The 17,260-nt window shown below is 36.4% G+C and carries 21 protein-coding genes; 6 read left to right on the top strand and 15 right to left on the bottom strand.

Features of this window, described 5'->3' with window-relative positions; genetic code table 11:
• Nucleotides 1-451: 451 nt before the first annotated feature.
• Nucleotides 452-1,141 (bottom strand): YczE/YyaS/YitT family protein, encoded by a 690-nt coding sequence (locus AC1DFT_RS20070; RefSeq protein WP_478161326.1) that lies wholly within the window; start codon nucleotides 1,139-1,141, stop codon nucleotides 452-454.
• 116 nt (nucleotides 1,142-1,257) lie between these two features.
• Between AC1DFT_RS20070 and AC1DFT_RS20065 the strand changes: the two genes are divergently transcribed.
• Complete coding sequence (locus tag AC1DFT_RS20065; protein WP_478161324.1) at nucleotides 1,258-2,136, top strand: LysR family transcriptional regulator; 879 nt, start codon at nucleotides 1,258-1,260, stop codon at nucleotides 2,134-2,136.
• Nucleotides 2,137-2,190: 54 nt separating this feature from the next.
• On the opposite strand, the gene AC1DFT_RS20060 is transcribed toward AC1DFT_RS20065, so the two are convergent.
• Entirely contained in the window at nucleotides 2,191-3,315 is a 1,125-nt protein-coding gene (locus AC1DFT_RS20060; RefSeq protein ID WP_478161322.1) for an NADH-dependent flavin oxidoreductase, read from the bottom strand.
• Nucleotides 3,316-3,445: 130 nt separating this feature from the next.
• A complete protein-coding gene (locus AC1DFT_RS20055) occupies nucleotides 3,446-3,736 on the bottom strand; it encodes a hypothetical protein (protein WP_478161320.1) in 291 nt (96 codons plus the stop codon).
• Between the two features lie 111 nt (nucleotides 3,737-3,847).
• Between AC1DFT_RS20055 and AC1DFT_RS20050 the strand changes: the two genes are divergently transcribed.
• Nucleotides 3,848-4,432, top strand: coding sequence for a Crp/Fnr family transcriptional regulator (locus tag AC1DFT_RS20050; RefSeq protein WP_478161319.1), 585 nt, complete (start codon nucleotides 3,848-3,850; stop codon nucleotides 4,430-4,432).
• 7 nt (nucleotides 4,433-4,439) lie between these two features.
• On the opposite strand, the gene AC1DFT_RS20045 is transcribed toward AC1DFT_RS20050, so the two are convergent.
• A complete protein-coding gene (locus AC1DFT_RS20045) occupies nucleotides 4,440-5,132 on the bottom strand; it encodes a DUF4386 domain-containing protein (RefSeq protein WP_478161334.1) in 693 nt (230 codons plus the stop codon).
• A gap of 165 nt (nucleotides 5,133-5,297) precedes the next feature.
• Between AC1DFT_RS20045 and AC1DFT_RS20040 the strand changes: the two genes are divergently transcribed.
• Nucleotides 5,298-5,699, top strand: coding sequence for a pyrimidine dimer DNA glycosylase/endonuclease V (locus tag AC1DFT_RS20040; protein ID WP_478161317.1), 402 nt, complete (start codon nucleotides 5,298-5,300; stop codon nucleotides 5,697-5,699).
• A gap of 97 nt (nucleotides 5,700-5,796) precedes the next feature.
• Here the strand turns inward: AC1DFT_RS20040 and AC1DFT_RS20035 are convergent, their stop codons facing one another.
• The 4 genes from AC1DFT_RS20035 to hutG all read right to left on the bottom strand — a co-directional run bounded on the left by AC1DFT_RS20035 (nucleotide 5,797) and on the right by hutG (nucleotide 8,749).
• Nucleotides 5,797-6,042 carry a hypothetical protein gene (locus tag AC1DFT_RS20035; RefSeq protein ID WP_478161315.1) on the bottom strand — a complete coding sequence of 82 codons (246 nt, stop codon included), beginning with the start codon at nucleotides 6,040-6,042 and terminating at the stop codon, nucleotides 5,797-5,799.
• 174 nt (nucleotides 6,043-6,216) lie between these two features.
• Nucleotides 6,217-6,375: a hypothetical protein gene (locus AC1DFT_RS20030; RefSeq protein WP_478161313.1), complete on the bottom strand. Its 159-nt coding sequence runs from the start codon at nucleotides 6,373-6,375 to the stop codon at nucleotides 6,217-6,219.
• Between the two features lie 225 nt (nucleotides 6,376-6,600).
• Nucleotides 6,601-7,791, bottom strand: a complete 1,191-nt coding sequence (gltS, locus tag AC1DFT_RS20025) for a sodium/glutamate symporter (RefSeq protein WP_478161311.1) — start codon at nucleotides 7,789-7,791, stop codon at nucleotides 6,601-6,603.
• A complete protein-coding gene (hutG, locus tag AC1DFT_RS20020; RefSeq protein WP_478161309.1) occupies nucleotides 7,775-8,749 on the bottom strand; it encodes a formimidoylglutamase in 975 nt (324 codons plus the stop codon). The genes gltS and hutG overlap by 17 nt, the downstream gene beginning before the upstream one ends.
• 129 nt (nucleotides 8,750-8,878) lie before the next feature.
• On the opposite strand from hutG, the gene AC1DFT_RS20015 reads away from it, so the two are divergent.
• On the top strand, nucleotides 8,879-9,760 hold the full coding sequence (locus tag AC1DFT_RS20015; protein ID WP_478161307.1) for a LysR family transcriptional regulator: 882 nt from the start codon (nucleotides 8,879-8,881) through the stop codon (nucleotides 9,758-9,760).
• Nucleotides 9,761-9,846: 86 nt separating this feature from the next.
• Here the strand turns inward: AC1DFT_RS20015 and AC1DFT_RS20010 are convergent, their stop codons facing one another.
• The 5 genes from AC1DFT_RS20010 to AC1DFT_RS19990 all read right to left on the bottom strand — a co-directional run bounded on the left by AC1DFT_RS20010 (nucleotide 9,847) and on the right by AC1DFT_RS19990 (nucleotide 14,739).
• Complete coding sequence (locus AC1DFT_RS20010; RefSeq protein ID WP_478161305.1) at nucleotides 9,847-10,578, bottom strand: MBL fold metallo-hydrolase; 732 nt, start codon at nucleotides 10,576-10,578, stop codon at nucleotides 9,847-9,849.
• A 142-nt stretch (nucleotides 10,579-10,720) separates the two neighbouring features.
• Nucleotides 10,721-11,398 carry an ankyrin repeat domain-containing protein gene (locus AC1DFT_RS20005; protein ID WP_478161332.1) on the bottom strand — a complete coding sequence of 226 codons (678 nt, stop codon included), beginning with the start codon at nucleotides 11,396-11,398 and terminating at the stop codon, nucleotides 10,721-10,723.
• 156 nt (nucleotides 11,399-11,554) lie between these two features.
• Nucleotides 11,555-12,025 carry an ImmA/IrrE family metallo-endopeptidase gene (locus AC1DFT_RS20000; RefSeq protein ID WP_478161303.1) on the bottom strand — a complete coding sequence of 157 codons (471 nt, stop codon included), beginning with the start codon at nucleotides 12,023-12,025 and terminating at the stop codon, nucleotides 11,555-11,557.
• A gap of 111 nt (nucleotides 12,026-12,136) precedes the next feature.
• Nucleotides 12,137-13,819, bottom strand: a complete 1,683-nt coding sequence (locus tag AC1DFT_RS19995; protein WP_478161301.1) for a methyl-accepting chemotaxis protein — start codon at nucleotides 13,817-13,819, stop codon at nucleotides 12,137-12,139.
• Between the two features lie 170 nt (nucleotides 13,820-13,989).
• Nucleotides 13,990-14,739 carry an SDR family NAD(P)-dependent oxidoreductase gene (locus AC1DFT_RS19990; RefSeq protein ID WP_478161330.1) on the bottom strand — a complete coding sequence of 250 codons (750 nt, stop codon included), beginning with the start codon at nucleotides 14,737-14,739 and terminating at the stop codon, nucleotides 13,990-13,992.
• A 112-nt stretch (nucleotides 14,740-14,851) separates the two neighbouring features.
• Here AC1DFT_RS19990 and AC1DFT_RS19985 point away from each other — a divergent pair, with 112 nt between their 5' ends.
• Nucleotides 14,852-15,493 (top strand): TetR/AcrR family transcriptional regulator, encoded by a 642-nt coding sequence (locus AC1DFT_RS19985; protein WP_478161299.1) that lies wholly within the window; start codon nucleotides 14,852-14,854, stop codon nucleotides 15,491-15,493.
• A 38-nt stretch (nucleotides 15,494-15,531) separates the two neighbouring features.
• On the top strand, nucleotides 15,532-16,065 hold the full coding sequence (locus AC1DFT_RS19980) for a dihydrofolate reductase family protein (RefSeq protein WP_478161297.1): 534 nt from the start codon (nucleotides 15,532-15,534) through the stop codon (nucleotides 16,063-16,065).
• A 30-nt stretch (nucleotides 16,066-16,095) separates the two neighbouring features.
• Here the strand turns inward: AC1DFT_RS19980 and AC1DFT_RS19975 are convergent, their stop codons facing one another.
• Together AC1DFT_RS19975 and AC1DFT_RS19970 are read right to left on the bottom strand one after the other, a co-directional pair.
• Entirely contained in the window at nucleotides 16,096-16,521 is a 426-nt protein-coding gene (locus AC1DFT_RS19975) for a GatB/YqeY domain-containing protein (protein WP_478161328.1), read from the bottom strand.
• Between the two features lie 487 nt (nucleotides 16,522-17,008).
• Nucleotides 17,009-17,209 carry a cold-shock protein gene (locus AC1DFT_RS19970; protein WP_093273989.1) on the bottom strand — a complete coding sequence of 67 codons (201 nt, stop codon included), beginning with the start codon at nucleotides 17,207-17,209 and terminating at the stop codon, nucleotides 17,009-17,011.
• Nucleotides 17,210-17,260: the final 51 nt, after the last annotated feature.

The following is a 17,260-nucleotide window of genomic DNA, read 5'->3' as shown; positions in this document are numbered from 1 at the left end:
ACCATTTTACTGTACCTTGTGTCATGTAGATGACCTCCAATAATTGTAGTGAATAAAAAATTCACATATTACAAAAAGTACCGAATAATCACGATTACTTTTTGTAATATGTGAATTCATTGTTTCTGTTAAGCAATTTAATTATTGTTCTAAATATACAACAATTTTAAATATTTGTCCAACAATATATTTCCCTCTGAAGCAAACAAACATGAAAGTTTCTAATAAAGTGAGCATTTTCGGATAGATTGTCAACTTGAAAACATCCTTAAATAGCGCCTAATTTGTTACTTACACAGCTTACTAGCATCAGTTCTCAATATCGCCCGAAGCCAAGAAGCAAGTAGTGCTAACTCCCGATTAATCAGCTTTAGAAAAATATAAAATGACCAGAAGACAATTAGTCCAGGAGGTGATGCCAACATATACAAATTGGTAAAATATAAGTCGATTAAATTTTCTTTTCCAATTTAAGAATCACTTTGTCACTTTGATATACCCATTGTTGTAGGGGTTTTTGATAGTGGAATAACATCCACCCTAAGATTTTCCCGATAAAATAAGCCGCTATTAGTGTTCCAATTCCAATTGACCCAAAAGAATGAATGAAAACTAAACAAAGTGTGGCTGCGACAAAAACATTTAGTAAGTCGCCCGTAATTTTTGCTTTACTAAATTTAAGTTTAAATCGTTCACTTACAACATACGTTAATGCATCATAAGGCATTAGTGGAAGTTTTGCAGTGAAATAACCAATCAATCCAGCCGATACGACAAATAAACTAATAAATAAATATACATAACGTAATACTATAGATTCGGGTGCTGGCAGCAATTGTACTAAAAATAAAGTTGCATCCATAAAGAAACCAAATAAGATCGAAACAACTAGTTGAAGTATAAAATCTTTTATATCAATTCGTCTGTTTAAAATGATTTGAATAACGATAAATAGAATATTTGCAAGGACAGTGGTGATACCGATAGATAATCCTGATGTTAACACGAGTGCATATGCCAGAGAAGATACAGGAGATACACCAAGTCCTGCTTGAATCGATAAACTAACACCAAGCGTCAAAAAAAATAAGCCACCCACGTACAAGATAAGGCGCTTCATTGTAACTTTCTTATGATTCATAAATAACTTCGCTTCCTTTTTTAATCTCCTACTAATCATATCATCGCATTCAAGATATGAAAAATATATATATGATAAACTATTCATATGAAAAAACATATAATAGAGGTGTATCAATGGATATTCGACAATTACATTACTTTAAAGAAATTGTGAAACAGTCTAGTATTTCTAAAGCTGCAGAAGCACTTCATATCGCGCAGCCACCACTTAGTCAGCTCTTAAAAAAACTAGAAACGGAGCTTGGCACTACTTTAATCCATCGGTATCGTAAAAAATGGGAACTGACGGAAACAGGGAAACTATTATATCAATACGCGGAGCAAATGCTTTTACAGATGAAGGATGTGAAGCAAAGGATTCAAGAAGTAGAACAAGGTAAAGCTGGAACTGTACGTATTGGTGTTTCTTCCGCATGCTCGAACATGCTGATCGACTATATTAGCATGTATAGAGCACAATTTCCAAAGGTCAAAATGAGTATTATGAACGGTAACTCAGAGGAATTATTAAAACGACTCGACCAAAGAGAAATAGATTTGGCATTTCTATTACGCCTTACTAATAGCGAACAATATGAAATGAAAATATTAAAAAAACAACCATATGTTGTAATTGTCCCAATTAGCTGGTCAACATATTTTTCACACGCTCACGTGACAGTTAAACAAATTGCCCACTTACCATTTATACTGTTAGGAGCAATGGAGGGACATTCTTTTCATGGAGATATACGTAGAGCGTTTGAAGAACATCAAATAGAACCAAATATTATCATAGAGTGTAAGGATATATCCATGGTAGCATCACTAGTCAGTAAAGGTTTAGGAGTATCCATCATCCCAAGCATGGATTATGCATCAACCTTTTTAGAAAATTTAACGTTTTACGATTTAAAACAGTTTAATCATAATGTGGAGCCTGTCATCTTAAAACTAAAAGATGCACCTACTTCAAAAGTAGCTACTCAATTTTGGGATATAGTGGATTACTGAAATTTTGTACCTAAAAGAACCAAGAGAAGTGATGATCACTTCTCTCGGCTCTTGTTAATCTTCTACAGGTAACCAACCTTTTACATTCATCAGTCTGTCCCATAATGGGTCAGGAATAACTAATTCTTCCTGAGCGGACTTAGAAAGAGTTGTTCGAATTTTATCTTCCTCACCTGCTCGGACTTTTTCCATCCACTTCGGTTCCATTAGTAATTCACGGCCAAGTGCAATGAACGGCACACCTGTTTCAAGTGCCTCTACCACTTCATCTGGTGTATGCAATGAACCTACCCCAATAACGGGAACACGATCCCCTATTAATTCATGTATCTTAATAATTCTTGACTGTGTTTTATCTTTTTCTCGGAAGGAGCCATTCCAAAAATGATTAACAGACACATGCAAATAATCTAATCCTTGATCTGCCAGCTTATCGACAAATTGCATTGTATCTTCCAATTGAATCCCTGGATTACTGCCTTCTTCGGGAGATATTCGATAGCCAACGTTAAATGGAGCTTTCGCAAATTCTTTTACTGCTTTTTGGACAGAATCTACGATCGCTAAAGGAAACTTCATCCTTTTCTCCAAAGATCCACCCCATTGGTCGTCTCTTCTATTGGAATGGGGCGAGAAAAATTGCTGTAATAAATAAGTATTAGCCCCGTGAATTTCTACTCCATCAAAGCCTGCTTCTATAGCTCTTCTAGTAGCCTCACCAAAAGCGTGGATTGTCTGATTTATTTCATCTTCTGTCATCTCTCTCGGAACTGTTGCACCTTCATTTGCCGCAGCAATAGCACTTGCTGAAACAGGTTGGCTATCTGGCAGTAATTGTGGCGGCGACTGTCTGCCTCCATGATAAATTTGGATAACCGCTTTTGTCCCATTCGACTGAATTGTCTGCGCTAGTTTTTTCAATCCTGGAAGGAATTTATCATCATCTATACTGAATTGTCCCGGGAATCCTTTACCACCCTTAATCACATAAGCACAGGCAGTAATAAATATTCCTACACCACCAGAACGCTCTTTATAATAAGCTAACTCTCTGTCAGAAACTTCCCCACTTTCTTCAGAGGAATAGTTGGTCATTGGTGCGACCATTATTCTATTTTTCACTTCTACTCCTGATGGAAACGTAAATTCTTGAAAGATTTTTTCGTGTTTTTGCTTCATTGTTTTAACTCCTTTTCTCATCCTTCTTTATGAGGACAAATGAATACAATACAAATACTACAGAAGTAAGCCGTAATCTTCCAACAATCTGCCATCTTAAAAATCCCTATGCTACACTTTGCGATTTTCGTTATCCTACTTTACTCCCAAAGTAATAACATAAAGCTTGGAACATTATATCGGTATCACCAGCTGCTGTTATCACGCTTTCTAACTCTTTCTTTTCATCTGCGCTTAGCTCCCTTGCGTCCTGGGGCCAAATAGAAGTTTCATAATCTAATGTATAGTCCAGCGCGAACAATCCAGGCTCCGCAGTCTCCTCGACTTGCTTTGTAGCCTCTGCTTCTTCACTCTTGCTACAGCCTGAGACAAGCAATGCGAATAATTTTTCTAAACATCGATAGACCTCCTTTAGTGCCATTAGTTTCTATTCGTATGTAACCTATATTTGTTTCATTGAAAATGAATGTAATTCTCCTTTGTCCCTTGTAGTATGATAAAAAGAAAGCGTCTCAGATGAAAGGAGAACAATATGAAAAGTATATTGTTTAAGTATATGTCTAAGCTCACTTCTCTTACCGAGGAACAACAACAAGCCATCGCAAATGAAATACAGATCGAGGAATATAAAAAAGGAACAATCCTTCTTGGACAAGGAGATGTTCCTACTAAATGCTATTTTGTGTTAAAGGGATGTATAAGACAATATTCGATTAATGAAAAAGGAAAAGAATCCACGTCCAACTTTTACACAGAAGAGCAGGCAATAGCGGTTTTCAATAATCATAAAATAGATAAATCATCTGAATACACTTTTGCGTGTCTAGAAGACTCGTTATTGGTTATAGGCGATTTAGATATTGAACAGGACATGTATAGCAAATACACGCAATTGGAAGTAATGACACGAAAAATGATAGAAGAAAACTTCGGTAAAGTACAAGATGAATTCGCTACATTTATCGCCTCTACCCCTGAAGAACGTTTTAAAACGCTATTATTGAAACGACCTCAACTAATTGATAGTGTACCGCAACATCAATTGGCAAGCTATCTAGGAATTACTCCGGAGTCATTAAGCAGAATAAAGAAACGTGTAAAAATAGATTATAAGTAAGCGGGAGTCACGACTTCATTGTGGCTTTTCCACCTTTTAATAGCAACCATATTCCAAAACCTAACTCACCTGCAATCATCGGTATAGTAAAAATAAGTTCTATTGTTGAAATGATAGATTGTTCGATAAGCAATGTTATTCCTAGATGTATCCCAATATAGCCTATGGCAGCAAGTACTAATAAGATAGATATAATTTTAGGAATACTTTTAGATTGAAAAGCAATCCAGCCCACAACTAGTAAATGCATTCCAAAAACGATTAAACCAATAGACCAAATCATTTCAAATGCTTCCAAATACAAAGTAATATTTGCTTGAAGATGATCCATTGTAAATAGCGGCAAAAAGTCTGCATTAGTCGAAAGCAGTAAAACAAAAACCAAATTTAAAACAGCAATTCCCAATATCGCTGCATAAGTAAGCCGAAGCCAAGAAGCAAGTAGTGCTAACTCTTGATTAACCGGTTTTAGAAAGATATAAAATGACCAAGCGACAATTATGTCCAAGATTATAATAACAACCCAACCTATTATTTCGGCTTTAAAAAGCGAAATAGATGATGCGATATTATGATAGGTTGTGCTTATATCACCTGTTACGACTAGGCTGCCATGTACATATCCATAAGCAAAACCTGCAGCAATGGCCATTATAATAAGCGAGATGCCAGAAGTAATAGCTGCTTTTCTCAAACTTATTTGTGAGCTAATAATAAAATAACCCCCTATTATTGTTTTAATTTTATTGTAATAGGAGGGTTAGGATCATTCATTGACTTAAATCAAGACTAGATGTTTTTACGAAAAGATAGTGGATTTTTTTCTTATCCTTGCCGCATAATAAGTTGAACAGGAGATGATTTTTTGCGTTTATGGCACCATAGTTTACTAAGCAATTTGCCAAAATCCCAGCTGCTGGCACAGTGGCGTGAGTTAAATAGTATTTTTGCAAAGGAAGACCGTCATATTTTGATTAACTATATTTATGACTACTCTAAAGATGATTTGTTTTCCTATACACAACTTGTTATGCATGAAATGCGTGCACGCAATATTAATATTCGCACGCTAGATAAAATGGAACGTTATTTCGCAGATGGACCTTTTGAGAAGGTAACCCACCCATTCGTTCATCATCATAACGAGGAATATTTCGAGATATGTTATTTTAATCTAAAAGAAAAATTTATGCGCAGTCAGAAGGATTTTGATGCGGCACGCTATGAGGCTTTAACGAAGATGTATGAAGTGGCGATAGGAAAATAACATTTGAGGGAAAATGGGTGAGGAATAAAATGGCAATTATACAAAAGTTTAGCTTAAAAAGGCAACCATCATTTTGCTGGTGTTACCTTTAAATAATCTATTCCTCTTGTATGAATTTCACCTCATCATATCCACAATTATTACAAACCATTAAATGAGGACAAATCCTATTTTTAGCTGTATTTAGATAACCATCACCCATTTTCGCCGTCTCTTCATCATTATAATGTCCATAAGGATCTAAATAATCGGATACCTTTCCTGAGTCATCTAACCGAGTATTACATTTTGGGCAAGAAATATCTAACTCTTTTAATGAGTTACATAAAGGACACATTGCCATAAGTATCACCCCTTTTTTCTTACAACTATAGTATCCATTATCTATCAATATTATGTAAAAGCTTAGTTGAGGTCAGGCATGTACTCCTAAAAGTTTTTTTATATAACCAGCTCAGAAATGAAAAAACCGTAACTCCACATGGTTTCACGGTTTTCATCATTTAACTCTCTAAACTTAATTTCCACCGCGTTCATCCACGTGGTGATTATTTTGACCATCTTTCACCTGTAGCTCTTCTTTCTGTTTGTCACTTAACTCATTGGCCTTTCCTTGTTCAACTGTTTGATCTTTTGGATTGGAGGATTCCTTTTCGTGATTTGATTCTTTTTTCATCCTATTCACCTCCCTAATGTTCTTTTCAACATTACTTTTCCCTAAAATATTCGTTTCTAACATTTTTCTTGAGAAACGGAAAAATTCAAGCAGGGGTTGTAACGAATAGCTAGTTTTGTGCCTTCAAGTAAAACAAGTACTCCAAATAACATTCATTTAAGTATCGTACATAGGGACAATAATAACTCCCTTGTTCAACAACATGAACAAGGGAGTTATTATCGTTTATTGGAATAAGTTAATTGTCGTAATAATAATAGGCATTGCAAACACATCTATGAGGAATGCTCCAACAATTGGTACTACTAGATATGCTTTTTTCGATGGTCCGAATCTTTCTGTTACAGCAGCCATATTCGCCATGGCATTAGGTGTTGCACCTAAACCATGCCCAGTKAAACCAGCTACCATAACAGCAGCATCGTAATTTTTTCCTAATAGACGGAACAAAACAAAGATGCCGAAAAGTACGATAAAAATAACTTGGACGATGACAATTGCGATTAATGGAAGCGCCAAGTCCGCTATTTCCCAAAGTTTAATGCTCATTAGTGCCATGGATAAGAAAATCCCTAAAGAAATATCACCTACTAAGCCGATGCTTTTCATGTCTACTGTTTTAGGATTAAACTTATCTACAATATTTCTCACGATCACTGCTACAAACATAGCCCCAACGTATCCCGGAAGAACAAATCCTGTTGCAGAGGAGAACAAACCTCCTAAGTAAGTTCCAAGAGCCATACAGAAAGTTATGAGGAATAGTTGAGTGAAAAAGGTATTCGTATTAATTGTTTTGCCTTTCTCTTCAAGGTCAACTTCTGTAACTTCATCCGTTTCCGTTGATTTCAAATCATACTTGGTAACAAGATATTTAACAATCGGTCCTCCAATAAGTCCCCCTGCAACAAGTCCAAAGGTAGCCGCTGCTACACCGATAGACATTGCCGAATTAATACCCAAATCTTCAACAGTTTGTCCGAATGCAGTTGCTGCACCGTGTCCACCTTCCATGGAGACAGCTCCAGCCATCATTCCGATTAAAGGATGAAGGTCAAATAAATATGCCATAGACACACCGATTGTGTTTTGTGCAAGCGCTAAAAATCCACAAGCTAGCCAGTAAATGACGAGTAACTTGCCGCCCAATTTTACAAGCTTAAAACTTGCTCCCAAGCCAACCGTAGTAAAAAAGGTAAGCATGAACAATCCTTGTAAAGATGTGTCTAATGTAATTTCAAACAAACCAAATGATTTGGCTATTGTAGCGAGGAATGCAAATAATAATCCCCCTACCACGGGAGCTGGTATACAGAACTTATTTAAGAATCCAACCTTCTTTACTAGGTACGTACCTAAAACCAATAGTGCGATGGAAAGAAAGATTGTTGTCGTTTGGTCAAGTGCTAGTGTCATTCTTTCTTCCTCCTAAAAATGATGTAATTGCTTCATTTGTCAAATATGCTCCAAGTTTTACAGTCCGATTATTTTCATCCATAATAGGATTTACTTCTGAAATATCAAAAGACAACACTTTTTCATGGGAAGTTACCGTCTTGATAATTGCACGAACAATAGAGGGATCCAAACCAAACGGCGATGGAGCACTTACACCGGGTGCAAATGCAGCATTTAATACATCCGTACATAGTGTTAGCATGATGCAATCATGTTTTTGGATATACTTCTCTATCTCTATTTTCACTTGGGCCATCTGATCATAGTGCATATCCTCTTCTAAAATATAATGGACATCTAGTTCATCTGCCCTGTCGAATAATTCTTGCGTATTTCCGTAACGCTGGATACCAAGAACAAAATAACTACTGTTTTCATCTTGTTCAAGTATTTGTTTGAACATAGTCCCCGAAGAAGTCCGTTCATCGTATCTTCGCAAATCAAAGTGTGCGTCAATATTGATAATTCCTAGCTTCGCATCCTTCCCAATATTTTCTCGAACTCCAAGATAATGTCCGTAAGCGGTTTCATGTCCGCCCCCAAGAATAATTGGGATCATTTTTTTACTTAGCACACTATTTACTACTTCCCCTAGCTGCTGTTGAGCTTTTTCTAAGTCATTTTCAATACACTCAATTGTCCCTATATCTGCGAGATGTTTTCCAGTAGCTAATTTCCATGGTAGCTTTGCCAATTCCGATCGTAATGCATCAGGTGCTTTTGCCGCTCCTAGCTGCCCTTTGTTTCTACGAACTCCTTCTTCACTTTCAAAACCAATAATTACACAAGTTTTCCCCATAGATTTAAGCGCTTCCATTTTTTCAAACTCAACAATTTGGTGATACCGGAAACTTGTTCTATTTTCAAGATGATCAGTCCGTCCCGACCAAATATCCTGCTTTACTTTTTTTAGCAAGTCTATTCATCCTTTCTTAAACTAAAGAATTTACATTTTTATCAATTATAAATTAACCCATTTATAAATTCTAATATATAATTACTATAAATATATAGCTTTCAACTATAAGTAGTAGAGGTGTAATAGATGGATTTAAAACAACTTAATTATTTCGTGACAATTGTCGATCTTAAGAGCTTTTCTAAAGCCGCAGAAAAACTACATATTTCCCAACCGTCACTAAGTAATGCGGTAAAAATTTTAGAGAGCGAATTAGGTTTCCAAATTCTTGACCGGAATACGAGGAATATTGAATTAACGGAAGCTGGATCTATTTTATATAAAAAGGCATCTCGTCTTTTATTGGAGATGGATATCGTAAAAAAAGAGATGGATGATGTGAAGAACATCGGGAGCGGTGAGATACAGCTCGGCATGATTGAATCGGTAAAGCATTGGATTCCAAAAGTGATTCTTCAATACAATGATGATTTTCCTACTATGCGCATCAAACTAACCGAAGTACTAAGTGGAAATGATGTAAAAAATTCCTTACGAAATTACAAGACACACGCCATCATAACAAACCAATTTATACAAGAGGATGATATAGAAACAGTTGCTTTATACAATGAAAAATTAGTATTAGTACTTCATGAAAGCAATGAATTGACGAATTATGCAACCGTAACATTAAAGGACCTGGTAGGGGAGCCCTTTATTATTAGCAGTGAGGGGTTTCAAACAAGAGAAGATGTGTTGAATGCTTTTGAAATGGAAGACCTAATTCCTACTATAAAGTATGAGATAGAGCGTTTTGAAACAGCATTAAGCCTTGTACGAGAAGGTATCGGCATCTCGCTAATTCCCGAAAACTATCTACAAGTTTTACCAGATAATAAACTTGTAAAAAAGTGTATTGATTCACCTTCACTGGATAGAACTGTCTATTTGACTTATTTAAAAAACCGCTACGTATCACCAGCCATTCATGCATTTATAAGTAAAACAAAGCTATTTTTTAGTTGAGCCAGATACAAACAGAAATGCTTTTTGCATAGAGTACAAAAAGCTGATAGAAGAAATACTCCAAAGAGCATTCATTCTATCAGCTTTTATATTTCTATTAACAAGCCCGGCTCTGCTAACTCAATGTTTGGGTTCCCTTGTTTTTTGGCACTAATTACTAAATCGTTTAAATCCCCATAGTGTGGAAGATGTGTTAATAACACCTTCTTTGCTTTTGATTGATATGCGAGTACTCCTGCATGTTCGGACGTCATATGTCCAGAAGCTGCTCCGTCCATTCCTTCATACAAACTGCATTCAGTAATAAGAAGATCTGCATTAAACACAAAAGGAATTAAGTCATGCGTGAAGCTAGTATCAGATGTAAATACAATACTTTTATGATCACATACTATTTTGATACTATACGTTTCTACTGGATGAATATTTCGCTTAAATGTACAAATGAATGGTCCGATTTCTAACGTGCTCTTTTCGTTAAAAGAAGTGAAACGTGAATAAGCAACATCCTCCACCTGCTTTTTCATATTTTCGTCCTCAGGTCCATAAACAAATAATTCTTCATCCGCCCTACCTAAGTGTGTGTTCACCAGTCTAGAAAATAAATACGCCCCGATATCACTAAAATGATCATAATGATAATGCGTTAAAATGACATGATTGATATCATTTAAATCTATATAATTTTGTAATTCCGATAAAACACCACTTCCGCAATCAATCAGTAATGAAAACCCATCATGCTGAATTAAATATCCGGAACAAGGACCATTCTTTTTAGGGAATCCTCCCCACATACCAATCACTCTACACTTCATAAGTTTAGCCTCTTTCTTTGAATTCTTCTGATTAACTGATTCCACAATATTATCATGACATATTTGGGAGTACCAAGTTTTGTCTGACCCTCTATACACAATAAAAACGACTGCCTTTTTAACAGTCGTTTCCTTGCATAGATTATTTAGCTCCTGCTTCCAACAGAATTGCTTCGATTTCCTTAAATCCCTTTTTCCTAGCATGCTCTAGCGGCGTTACGCCATCCTTATCTGCAAGATTTACGTCTGCTCCGTGCTCGATTAATAAACCAATCGTTTGCTGCTGTTTTTCAGAGCCGTCATTTAAAATAATCGCCTCAAGTAAAGCAGTCCATCCTAGATTATTCACATGATTTACGTCTGTCTTTGTATTCGTCAATAGCTTTTCCACTACCTCTACATACCCATGCTCGGAAGCAGGGATGAGCGCAACTCCACCATATCGATTCGTAATCGTTGGATCCGCTCCAGCTGCAATCATTAGCTTTAAAATATCCAAATACCCTTCTGCTCCCGCATACAAAAACGGATTATTAAGCATGTCATCCTGAATATCCACATCTGCCTTGCTCTCGGTTAATACCTTGACCATTTCCACGTCATTTGCATAAGTAGCAATCATTATTGCCGTCCTACCCTGTCCATCCTGCGCATTGATATCTACACCTTTATCAAGTAATTCTCTAACTGTATCAAACTCTTTTCCTTCCACTGCTTCAAATAATCGCTCCTGCATCATCTCATCCTCTCCTCCATTCATTCCCATACAGCCTTGGAGGATTAAAATGAGTCCAACTAATAAAAGAAGTTTCTGCATAATATCCCCCTGTTCTTCCTACCATCATACTAAGTTCACCTACTCGATACAACCGAAAATCTAGTTTCTCAATAGACTCCCTTCAAGTTACCCCAATTTTTTCCACTATAAAGCTGTAGCCATTACGAATAGCTCGATAAATGTGTAGGCACTTGATATTTACACAAAACAAAAATCCAGGAAAGAAACATTACTAAACTGTTTCTTTCCTGGATAATTTATACCTGTTAAGTAAGTTAGAAATTCTTGATCCACTTTCAAGTCATCCATTAGATTAGATACGGAATATATTCCTTTTTCAAACAGTAGCTGTAGTATGCTTTTCACTTTCATAGGGCTACTTATAGAAATCTCGTTATCAAGTGGTTCTAATATTTTATAGCCTTTTTTATTGATAGACATACAGAAATAACGATACTGTTGATACTCCATTAATCCAAGTTTATATATTCTCATCGCAATGGCTTGCAATGAAACTTCCCATTTCTGCTTGAATTCGATATAAGCGTCTGGATTTGAAACTTTCACGATGCTCTTACAATCCTGTCTTATTTCTTCTTCCGGTAGAAGAAACTCGGAAGCAAAACTATATGCCTCATCTTCGTAGACCCTATAAGATTCTTTATCCAACATGGTGAACTCCACTTTAAATACGCTCCCTGTTTAAGCATATCTTAGACACTATTCAGAATTCTTTCTGAGTTGTTTCTAACACAGGGAGCATTTTTAACAGGGACGTCTTCAATTGATTTTAAAGTGGCTTACTTCCGTTTGTAATACTTCAGCTAGATGTGCTAATGATTGTGCATTGGAAGAAATTTCTTGATTTGCAGCAAGCTGTTGTTCAGTTGCAGCACTCGTATCATTTGCTCCATCTGCTGTTTGCTGTACAAGATGTTGAATTTCTTTGGAAGCCGTTGTTACCGATTCTGATACGGTTTGTATTTCTTTTATGGCGCTGGAAACAGATTCTATTTTAGAACCTACTACTCCCACAGCAGTTTCAATTTCTAAAAATACTTGACGGGATTGGTTGGAAGCATCTAGACCCTCCTTCACTTTCTCTCCACCTATATCAATTGATTTCACTGCTTTGCCCGCTGCGGCTTGTATAACACCAACCATCGATTCAATTTCAGAGGCAGAGTTTTTAGATTGCTCCGCAAGTTTTCGTACTTCCTCAGCTACTACTGCAAAGCCTTTTCCGTATTCTCCGGCTCTAGCTGCTTCAATAGCTGCGTTTAACGCAAGTAAATTAGTTTGCTCCGAAATTTCGGTGATTAGTGAAGTTACTTTTTGAATTTCATTTGAATGCTGTTCCATCTCTTTAATAATGTCAGAGGATTCTTTTATGGTTGCGTCAATTGTATTCATTTGATCTGATACTTTTGTTACTACCTCAGATCCATCATTTACTAATTTTACAACAGAGTTTGCCGCTATTTCCATTTCTTCATTACTTTCAGAAATTTGGTTAACAACATGTCCCATATTTACCATGGAATCATTGTTTTTATCTACTATGCGCAGTTGTTTTTCACTACTAACCATTTGTTGTTCAGCTGATGTCACAACCATTTGAGAAGATGCAAGGCTTTCTTCAGAGCTTGCCGAAAGTTGCTCGGCACTAGACGCAAGTTCTACGGAGGAGTCTCTCATTCTTGTAACCATTCCTCTTAAATCCTCTAACATCTTGTTGAACGTACTAGCTAAAGTACCTATCTCATCTTTATTTTTAATCACGACACGTTCAATCTGTAAATTGCCTTCCGAAATTTCTTTCATTGAATCGGTCATTTTACGAACTGGTTTTGCTATACTTTGACTTATTAGAGTTGAAATAACAACTCCAAAAACAATTGCTACTACTATTAGAACAATTATTAAAATAAGTGCTAGTCTTGCTAACACTTCAAGTTCTGCAGTTGTTTTTTCTACTTCATCTAACATATATTTTTTCATATCAGCAATAGCAGCCATTAACTCCTCTACTACATATTTACTGTTAAGTTTTGCAATTTCGGGATCATCGCTAGGTACCGTCTCTCTAGTAATAGCTTTATTCAATGAAGCGTAATGATTTTCTAGTTCTATTATTCGATCAAGCAAAGCTTGGCCTTCCGACGATAATTCCATCTCATTTATTCTGCCAGCAGTTTCTTGGAATCCTCTATCGAATTCATCCGTTAAACCTTCTACTGCAGTATCTCCTAAAGCCAAAGCTAGACTTACTGTTGTCATATCCTTTTGAAAGCCAGTCAGTTCATCCAGTAGTAGTATTGGTTCAACTCGATCCTCTATCAATGATTTATATTCCCCACTTATCCGGTTAACCGAGTAAAAGCTTAATAGGCCTACAATTAGCAATAAAACAAGTACAGATCCAAATCCAATCCACATCTTTTTCCTTATAGATATTTTCACCTAAATCTATCTCCTTTGTTTTCTATTAAAAAGACCCACTTGAATAACTTTATTCGTTCCATTGAACTAGGTCAAGGTATATTTATTATTTTACAATATCTTAAAAATAAAAAGAGCTTGCGAAAGTGACATGATCACTTTCACAAACTCTTTATTAGTTTGATATATTATTATTTCGCTGTAACGCCACCATCTACCGGTAACTCGATACCCGTAATATGGCTTGCTTCGTCTGATGCTAAGAACAATACAGCTGTGGCCACTTCCTCTGCTTTTCCTAAGTTCGGTAGGGCAATTTGTGACAAGAAGTAGTCTTTGTATTGGGGACTTTCCATATGTGGTGCACTCATTGGTGTGACGATATAGCCAGGGTATACGGCGTTTACACGGATGTTTTGCTTACCGTAGTCAACTGCTGCTGCTTTTGTAATGGAACGGACAGCACCTTTAGAAGCTGTGTAAGCCCCTGCTCCAGCCATCCCGGTTAATGCAGAGATGGAAGAAATATTCACGATTGAACCACCTTCGTTTTTCTCCATTAGAGGGATCGCTAATTGCATTCCAAGCATTGTACCGTTAATGTTGATGGCATATGTTCGTGCCCAGTCTTCTTCTGTTTGTTCCATGAATGACTTCGCCAACGAAATTCCTGCATTGTTTACTAAAATGTCTAATTTGCCGAATGTTTCTATTGTTTTATTGTAAACATTTTCCCAATCTTCTTTTGAAGCAACGTTATGTTTGATAGCAATCGCTTCTCCACCATTTTCTTTAATTTTTGCAACTACTGCTTCTGTTGCTTGAAAATTGATGTCTGTTACTACAACCCTAGCACCCTCTCTTGCAAATAAAAGTGCTTCGGCTTCTCCCATTCCGCTTCCTGCTCCTGTAACTACAGCTACTTTGCCTGCTAATCTCATTTCATTCACCTCATCATTAAAATTTGATAGTCTAACTATCATTTATTTTACTCCTAAAAATGAACAGGTGCAAACTTAAACAATGTATAATAAAAATAAAGGAGGTTATCCAATGCCACTAAGTGTTCGCGAACAAAATAAATCTTCCCGTTATCAACAAATTGTTTCTGCAGCTGAAGGCTTGTTTCTTGAACTTGGGTTAGATAGCGTCCAAATGCAAGATGTAGCCAATGAAGCAAAAGTCGGAGTCGCCACCGTTTTTCGCTACTTCCCCAAAAAAGATAAACTAATTGTTGCAGTTGCTATTCAAAACCTCGAAAGAATACTTCCTGCATTTGAACAGATCGCAACTTCACCTAAAACGGCGTATGAACGGTTGGAAGATGTGTTAAATTACTTGCTTGAAGAAGATCAAAACTCTCCTCCAGGTAACTCTTCCAAATTTCGAGAAGCTTTCGAAAGTTATGCTTCTTTTACAAAAGATCCATTACCAGACATTGAAGACTATATCGAGATTCAAAAACAAATAAGTAATAGCCTTAACCCGATTATCGAAGCTGGAAAATCAGATGGATCCATTCGAACCGATCTAGCAATCAAAGAAACCCTCATAACGATCATTAATACTTACGGTACATTCGTAAACAATATCGTATTGAAATCGCCTATTTCTTTTTTAGAGGAAGATATAAAACCACATATACAGCAACGAGTATTAAAAGATATTCTTTTATCTTATGTACGATCTGTTTGATGCTTAAATCTTTAGAACCTAACCAAAAGGAGACACTTATGACGAATCAAAGAAAAATCATGTTGTTCATTGCAACGAGTTTAGATGGGTATATCGCGACGGAGGATGACTCTTTGGAGTGGTTATTTAAAGTAGATGGTGAAGGAGATAATGGATATTCCGACTTCTACGATACAGTAGATACAGTAATTATGGGCAGACGTACATACGACTGGCTTCTAGAACAGGAATTGGAAGGTTTCCCTTATGAAAATAAGGAATGCTATGTTTTCTCCAGAAGCGTCAACCAGGATAATGAGCACGTCAAATTCTTCAGTGGAGATGTAGTGAACCTTACGAATGAATTGAAAAACAAAGAAGGTAAAAACATCTGGGTAATGGGCGGCGGAGATTTAATTCACTCATTTATTAAGGAAAAATTAGTAGATGAGATGATTATTACAGTATCTCCTGTATTAATCGGAAAAGGAATTCCATTGTTCAAAGAAATAGATTTGGAAACAGAACTTACCTTAAAGAGCATAAGACGTTTTAATCAATTTGCCGAGCTGCATTACCAAGTAAAAAGATAATAAAAAGGAGAGCGCTAGGCACTCTCCCTTTTAGATCAAACCTTTCACAACTTTGGACATAGTCGCCCCGTCTGCTTTTCCAGTAAGTAATGGCTTTGCGATTTTCATTGCATCGCCCATATTCATACCTTTTGCTATTCCAGCCTCTGTTAAGATTGCTGCAATTTCTTCTTCGCTTAATTGTTTCGGTAAGAAGCTTTTTAATAATACTAATTTTGCTTCCTCTTTTTCGATTAAGTCAGCTCGATTTGCTTTTTGAGCTCCTTCTAATGCTTGGTTCGTTTGTTTTACTTCGCGATTTACAATAGCAATTTCTTCTTCTGGTGAAAGGGTTGAACCTTTTTCTTTTTCCGCGCTATCCAGTGCTGATTTTAAAAGGGTTAGTACACCTTTTGCTAGTACGTCCTTCTCTTTCATCGCACGTTTTAATTGTTCAAATACTGTTGTTTTTATCATCATTAAGCTCCTTCCTTCCACTACATATTTTTATTAATTTTACGCCAATAACGTCATCACTGCAAAGAAATGCAACGTGAATGGTCCTATTTAAAATAATGAACAAAAGTGCTTGGCCTATCTGTACCCCAATTTAGCAAATGAGAACGGTGAATAGTATGACTGTACATTTAGGTTATTATCCAGTTTATTCAATTAACGCATCCAGAAAATGGATAGGGGCAACAGTTCGGTCCCTGAAAGTAATCGATTCTATTCCGAAAGCAATCAAACTAACGTGAAAGCAACCAATTTTCAAAACAGCTCTTCACTTGGTTTGAGACGACGATGACTAAGACGCATTATCCCTATATTAAGTACAATATAAAAAATGCCATATCTTACGTAACTAGAAATAGTTATCTAAATGTCTAAACTTTATAGTTTCCTAAGCAATCAAAAAGAGACACCCATAAGGGGTGTCTCTTTTTTACTTAATCCCGAAGAATTAAAGTTTTACGATATTTACTGCTTGTGGTCCACGTTGACCATCTTCGATATCAAATTCCACTTTTTGACCTTCGTCAAGTGATTTGAAACCGTCGCCTTGGATTGCTGAGAAGTGAGCGAATACGTCGTTTCCGCCTTCAACTTCGATAAATCCAAAACCTTTTTCTGCGTTAAACCATTTTACTGTACCTTGTGTCATGTAGATGACCTCCAATAATTGTAGTGAATAAAAAATTCACATATTACAAAA

It is taken from the genome of Psychrobacillus sp. 05T411, from assembly GCF_056396485.1.
Note: the sequence above shows the minus strand (reverse complement) of the source record. Positions and strands in the feature narration are given on the sequence as shown.

What these genes read in the sequence shown, in the direction of transcription:
- AC1DFT_RS19970 (WP_093273989.1), bottom strand. Translation starts at nt 17,209, where the DNA reads ATGACACAAGGTACAGTAAAATGGTTTAACGCAGAAAAAGGTTTTGGA.
- AC1DFT_RS20070 (WP_478161326.1), bottom strand. Translation starts at nt 1,141, where the DNA reads ATGAATCATAAGAAAGTTACAATGAAGCGCCTTATCTTGTACGTGGGT.
- AC1DFT_RS20010 (WP_478161305.1), bottom strand. Translation starts at nt 10,578, where the DNA reads ATGAAGTGTAGAGTGATTGGTATGTGGGGAGGATTCCCTAAAAAGAAT.
- AC1DFT_RS20065 (WP_478161324.1), top strand. Translation starts at nt 1,258, where the DNA reads ATGGATATTCGACAATTACATTACTTTAAAGAAATTGTGAAACAGTCT.
- AC1DFT_RS20030 (WP_478161313.1), bottom strand. Translation starts at nt 6,375, where the DNA reads ATGAAAAAAGAATCAAATCACGAAAAGGAATCCTCCAATCCAAAAGAT.
- AC1DFT_RS19990 (WP_478161330.1), bottom strand. Translation starts at nt 14,739, where the DNA reads ATGAGATTAGCAGGCAAAGTAGCTGTAGTTACAGGAGCAGGAAGCGGA.
- AC1DFT_RS20060 (WP_478161322.1), bottom strand. Translation starts at nt 3,315, where the DNA reads ATGAAGCAAAAACACGAAAAAATCTTTCAAGAATTTACGTTTCCATCA.
- AC1DFT_RS20015 (WP_478161307.1), top strand. Translation starts at nt 8,879, where the DNA reads ATGGATTTAAAACAACTTAATTATTTCGTGACAATTGTCGATCTTAAG.
- AC1DFT_RS20050 (WP_478161319.1), top strand. Translation starts at nt 3,848, where the DNA reads ATGAAAAGTATATTGTTTAAGTATATGTCTAAGCTCACTTCTCTTACC.
- AC1DFT_RS19975 (WP_478161328.1), bottom strand. Translation starts at nt 16,521, where the DNA reads ATGATAAAAACAACAGTATTTGAACAATTAAAACGTGCGATGAAAGAG.
- AC1DFT_RS19985 (WP_478161299.1), top strand. Translation starts at nt 14,852, where the DNA reads ATGCCACTAAGTGTTCGCGAACAAAATAAATCTTCCCGTTATCAACAA.
- AC1DFT_RS20055 (WP_478161320.1), bottom strand. Translation starts at nt 3,736, where the DNA reads ATGGCACTAAAGGAGGTCTATCGATGTTTAGAAAAATTATTCGCATTG.
- AC1DFT_RS19980 (WP_478161297.1), top strand. Translation starts at nt 15,532, where the DNA reads ATGACGAATCAAAGAAAAATCATGTTGTTCATTGCAACGAGTTTAGAT.
- AC1DFT_RS20035 (WP_478161315.1), bottom strand. Translation starts at nt 6,042, where the DNA reads ATGGCAATGTGTCCTTTATGTAACTCATTAAAAGAGTTAGATATTTCT.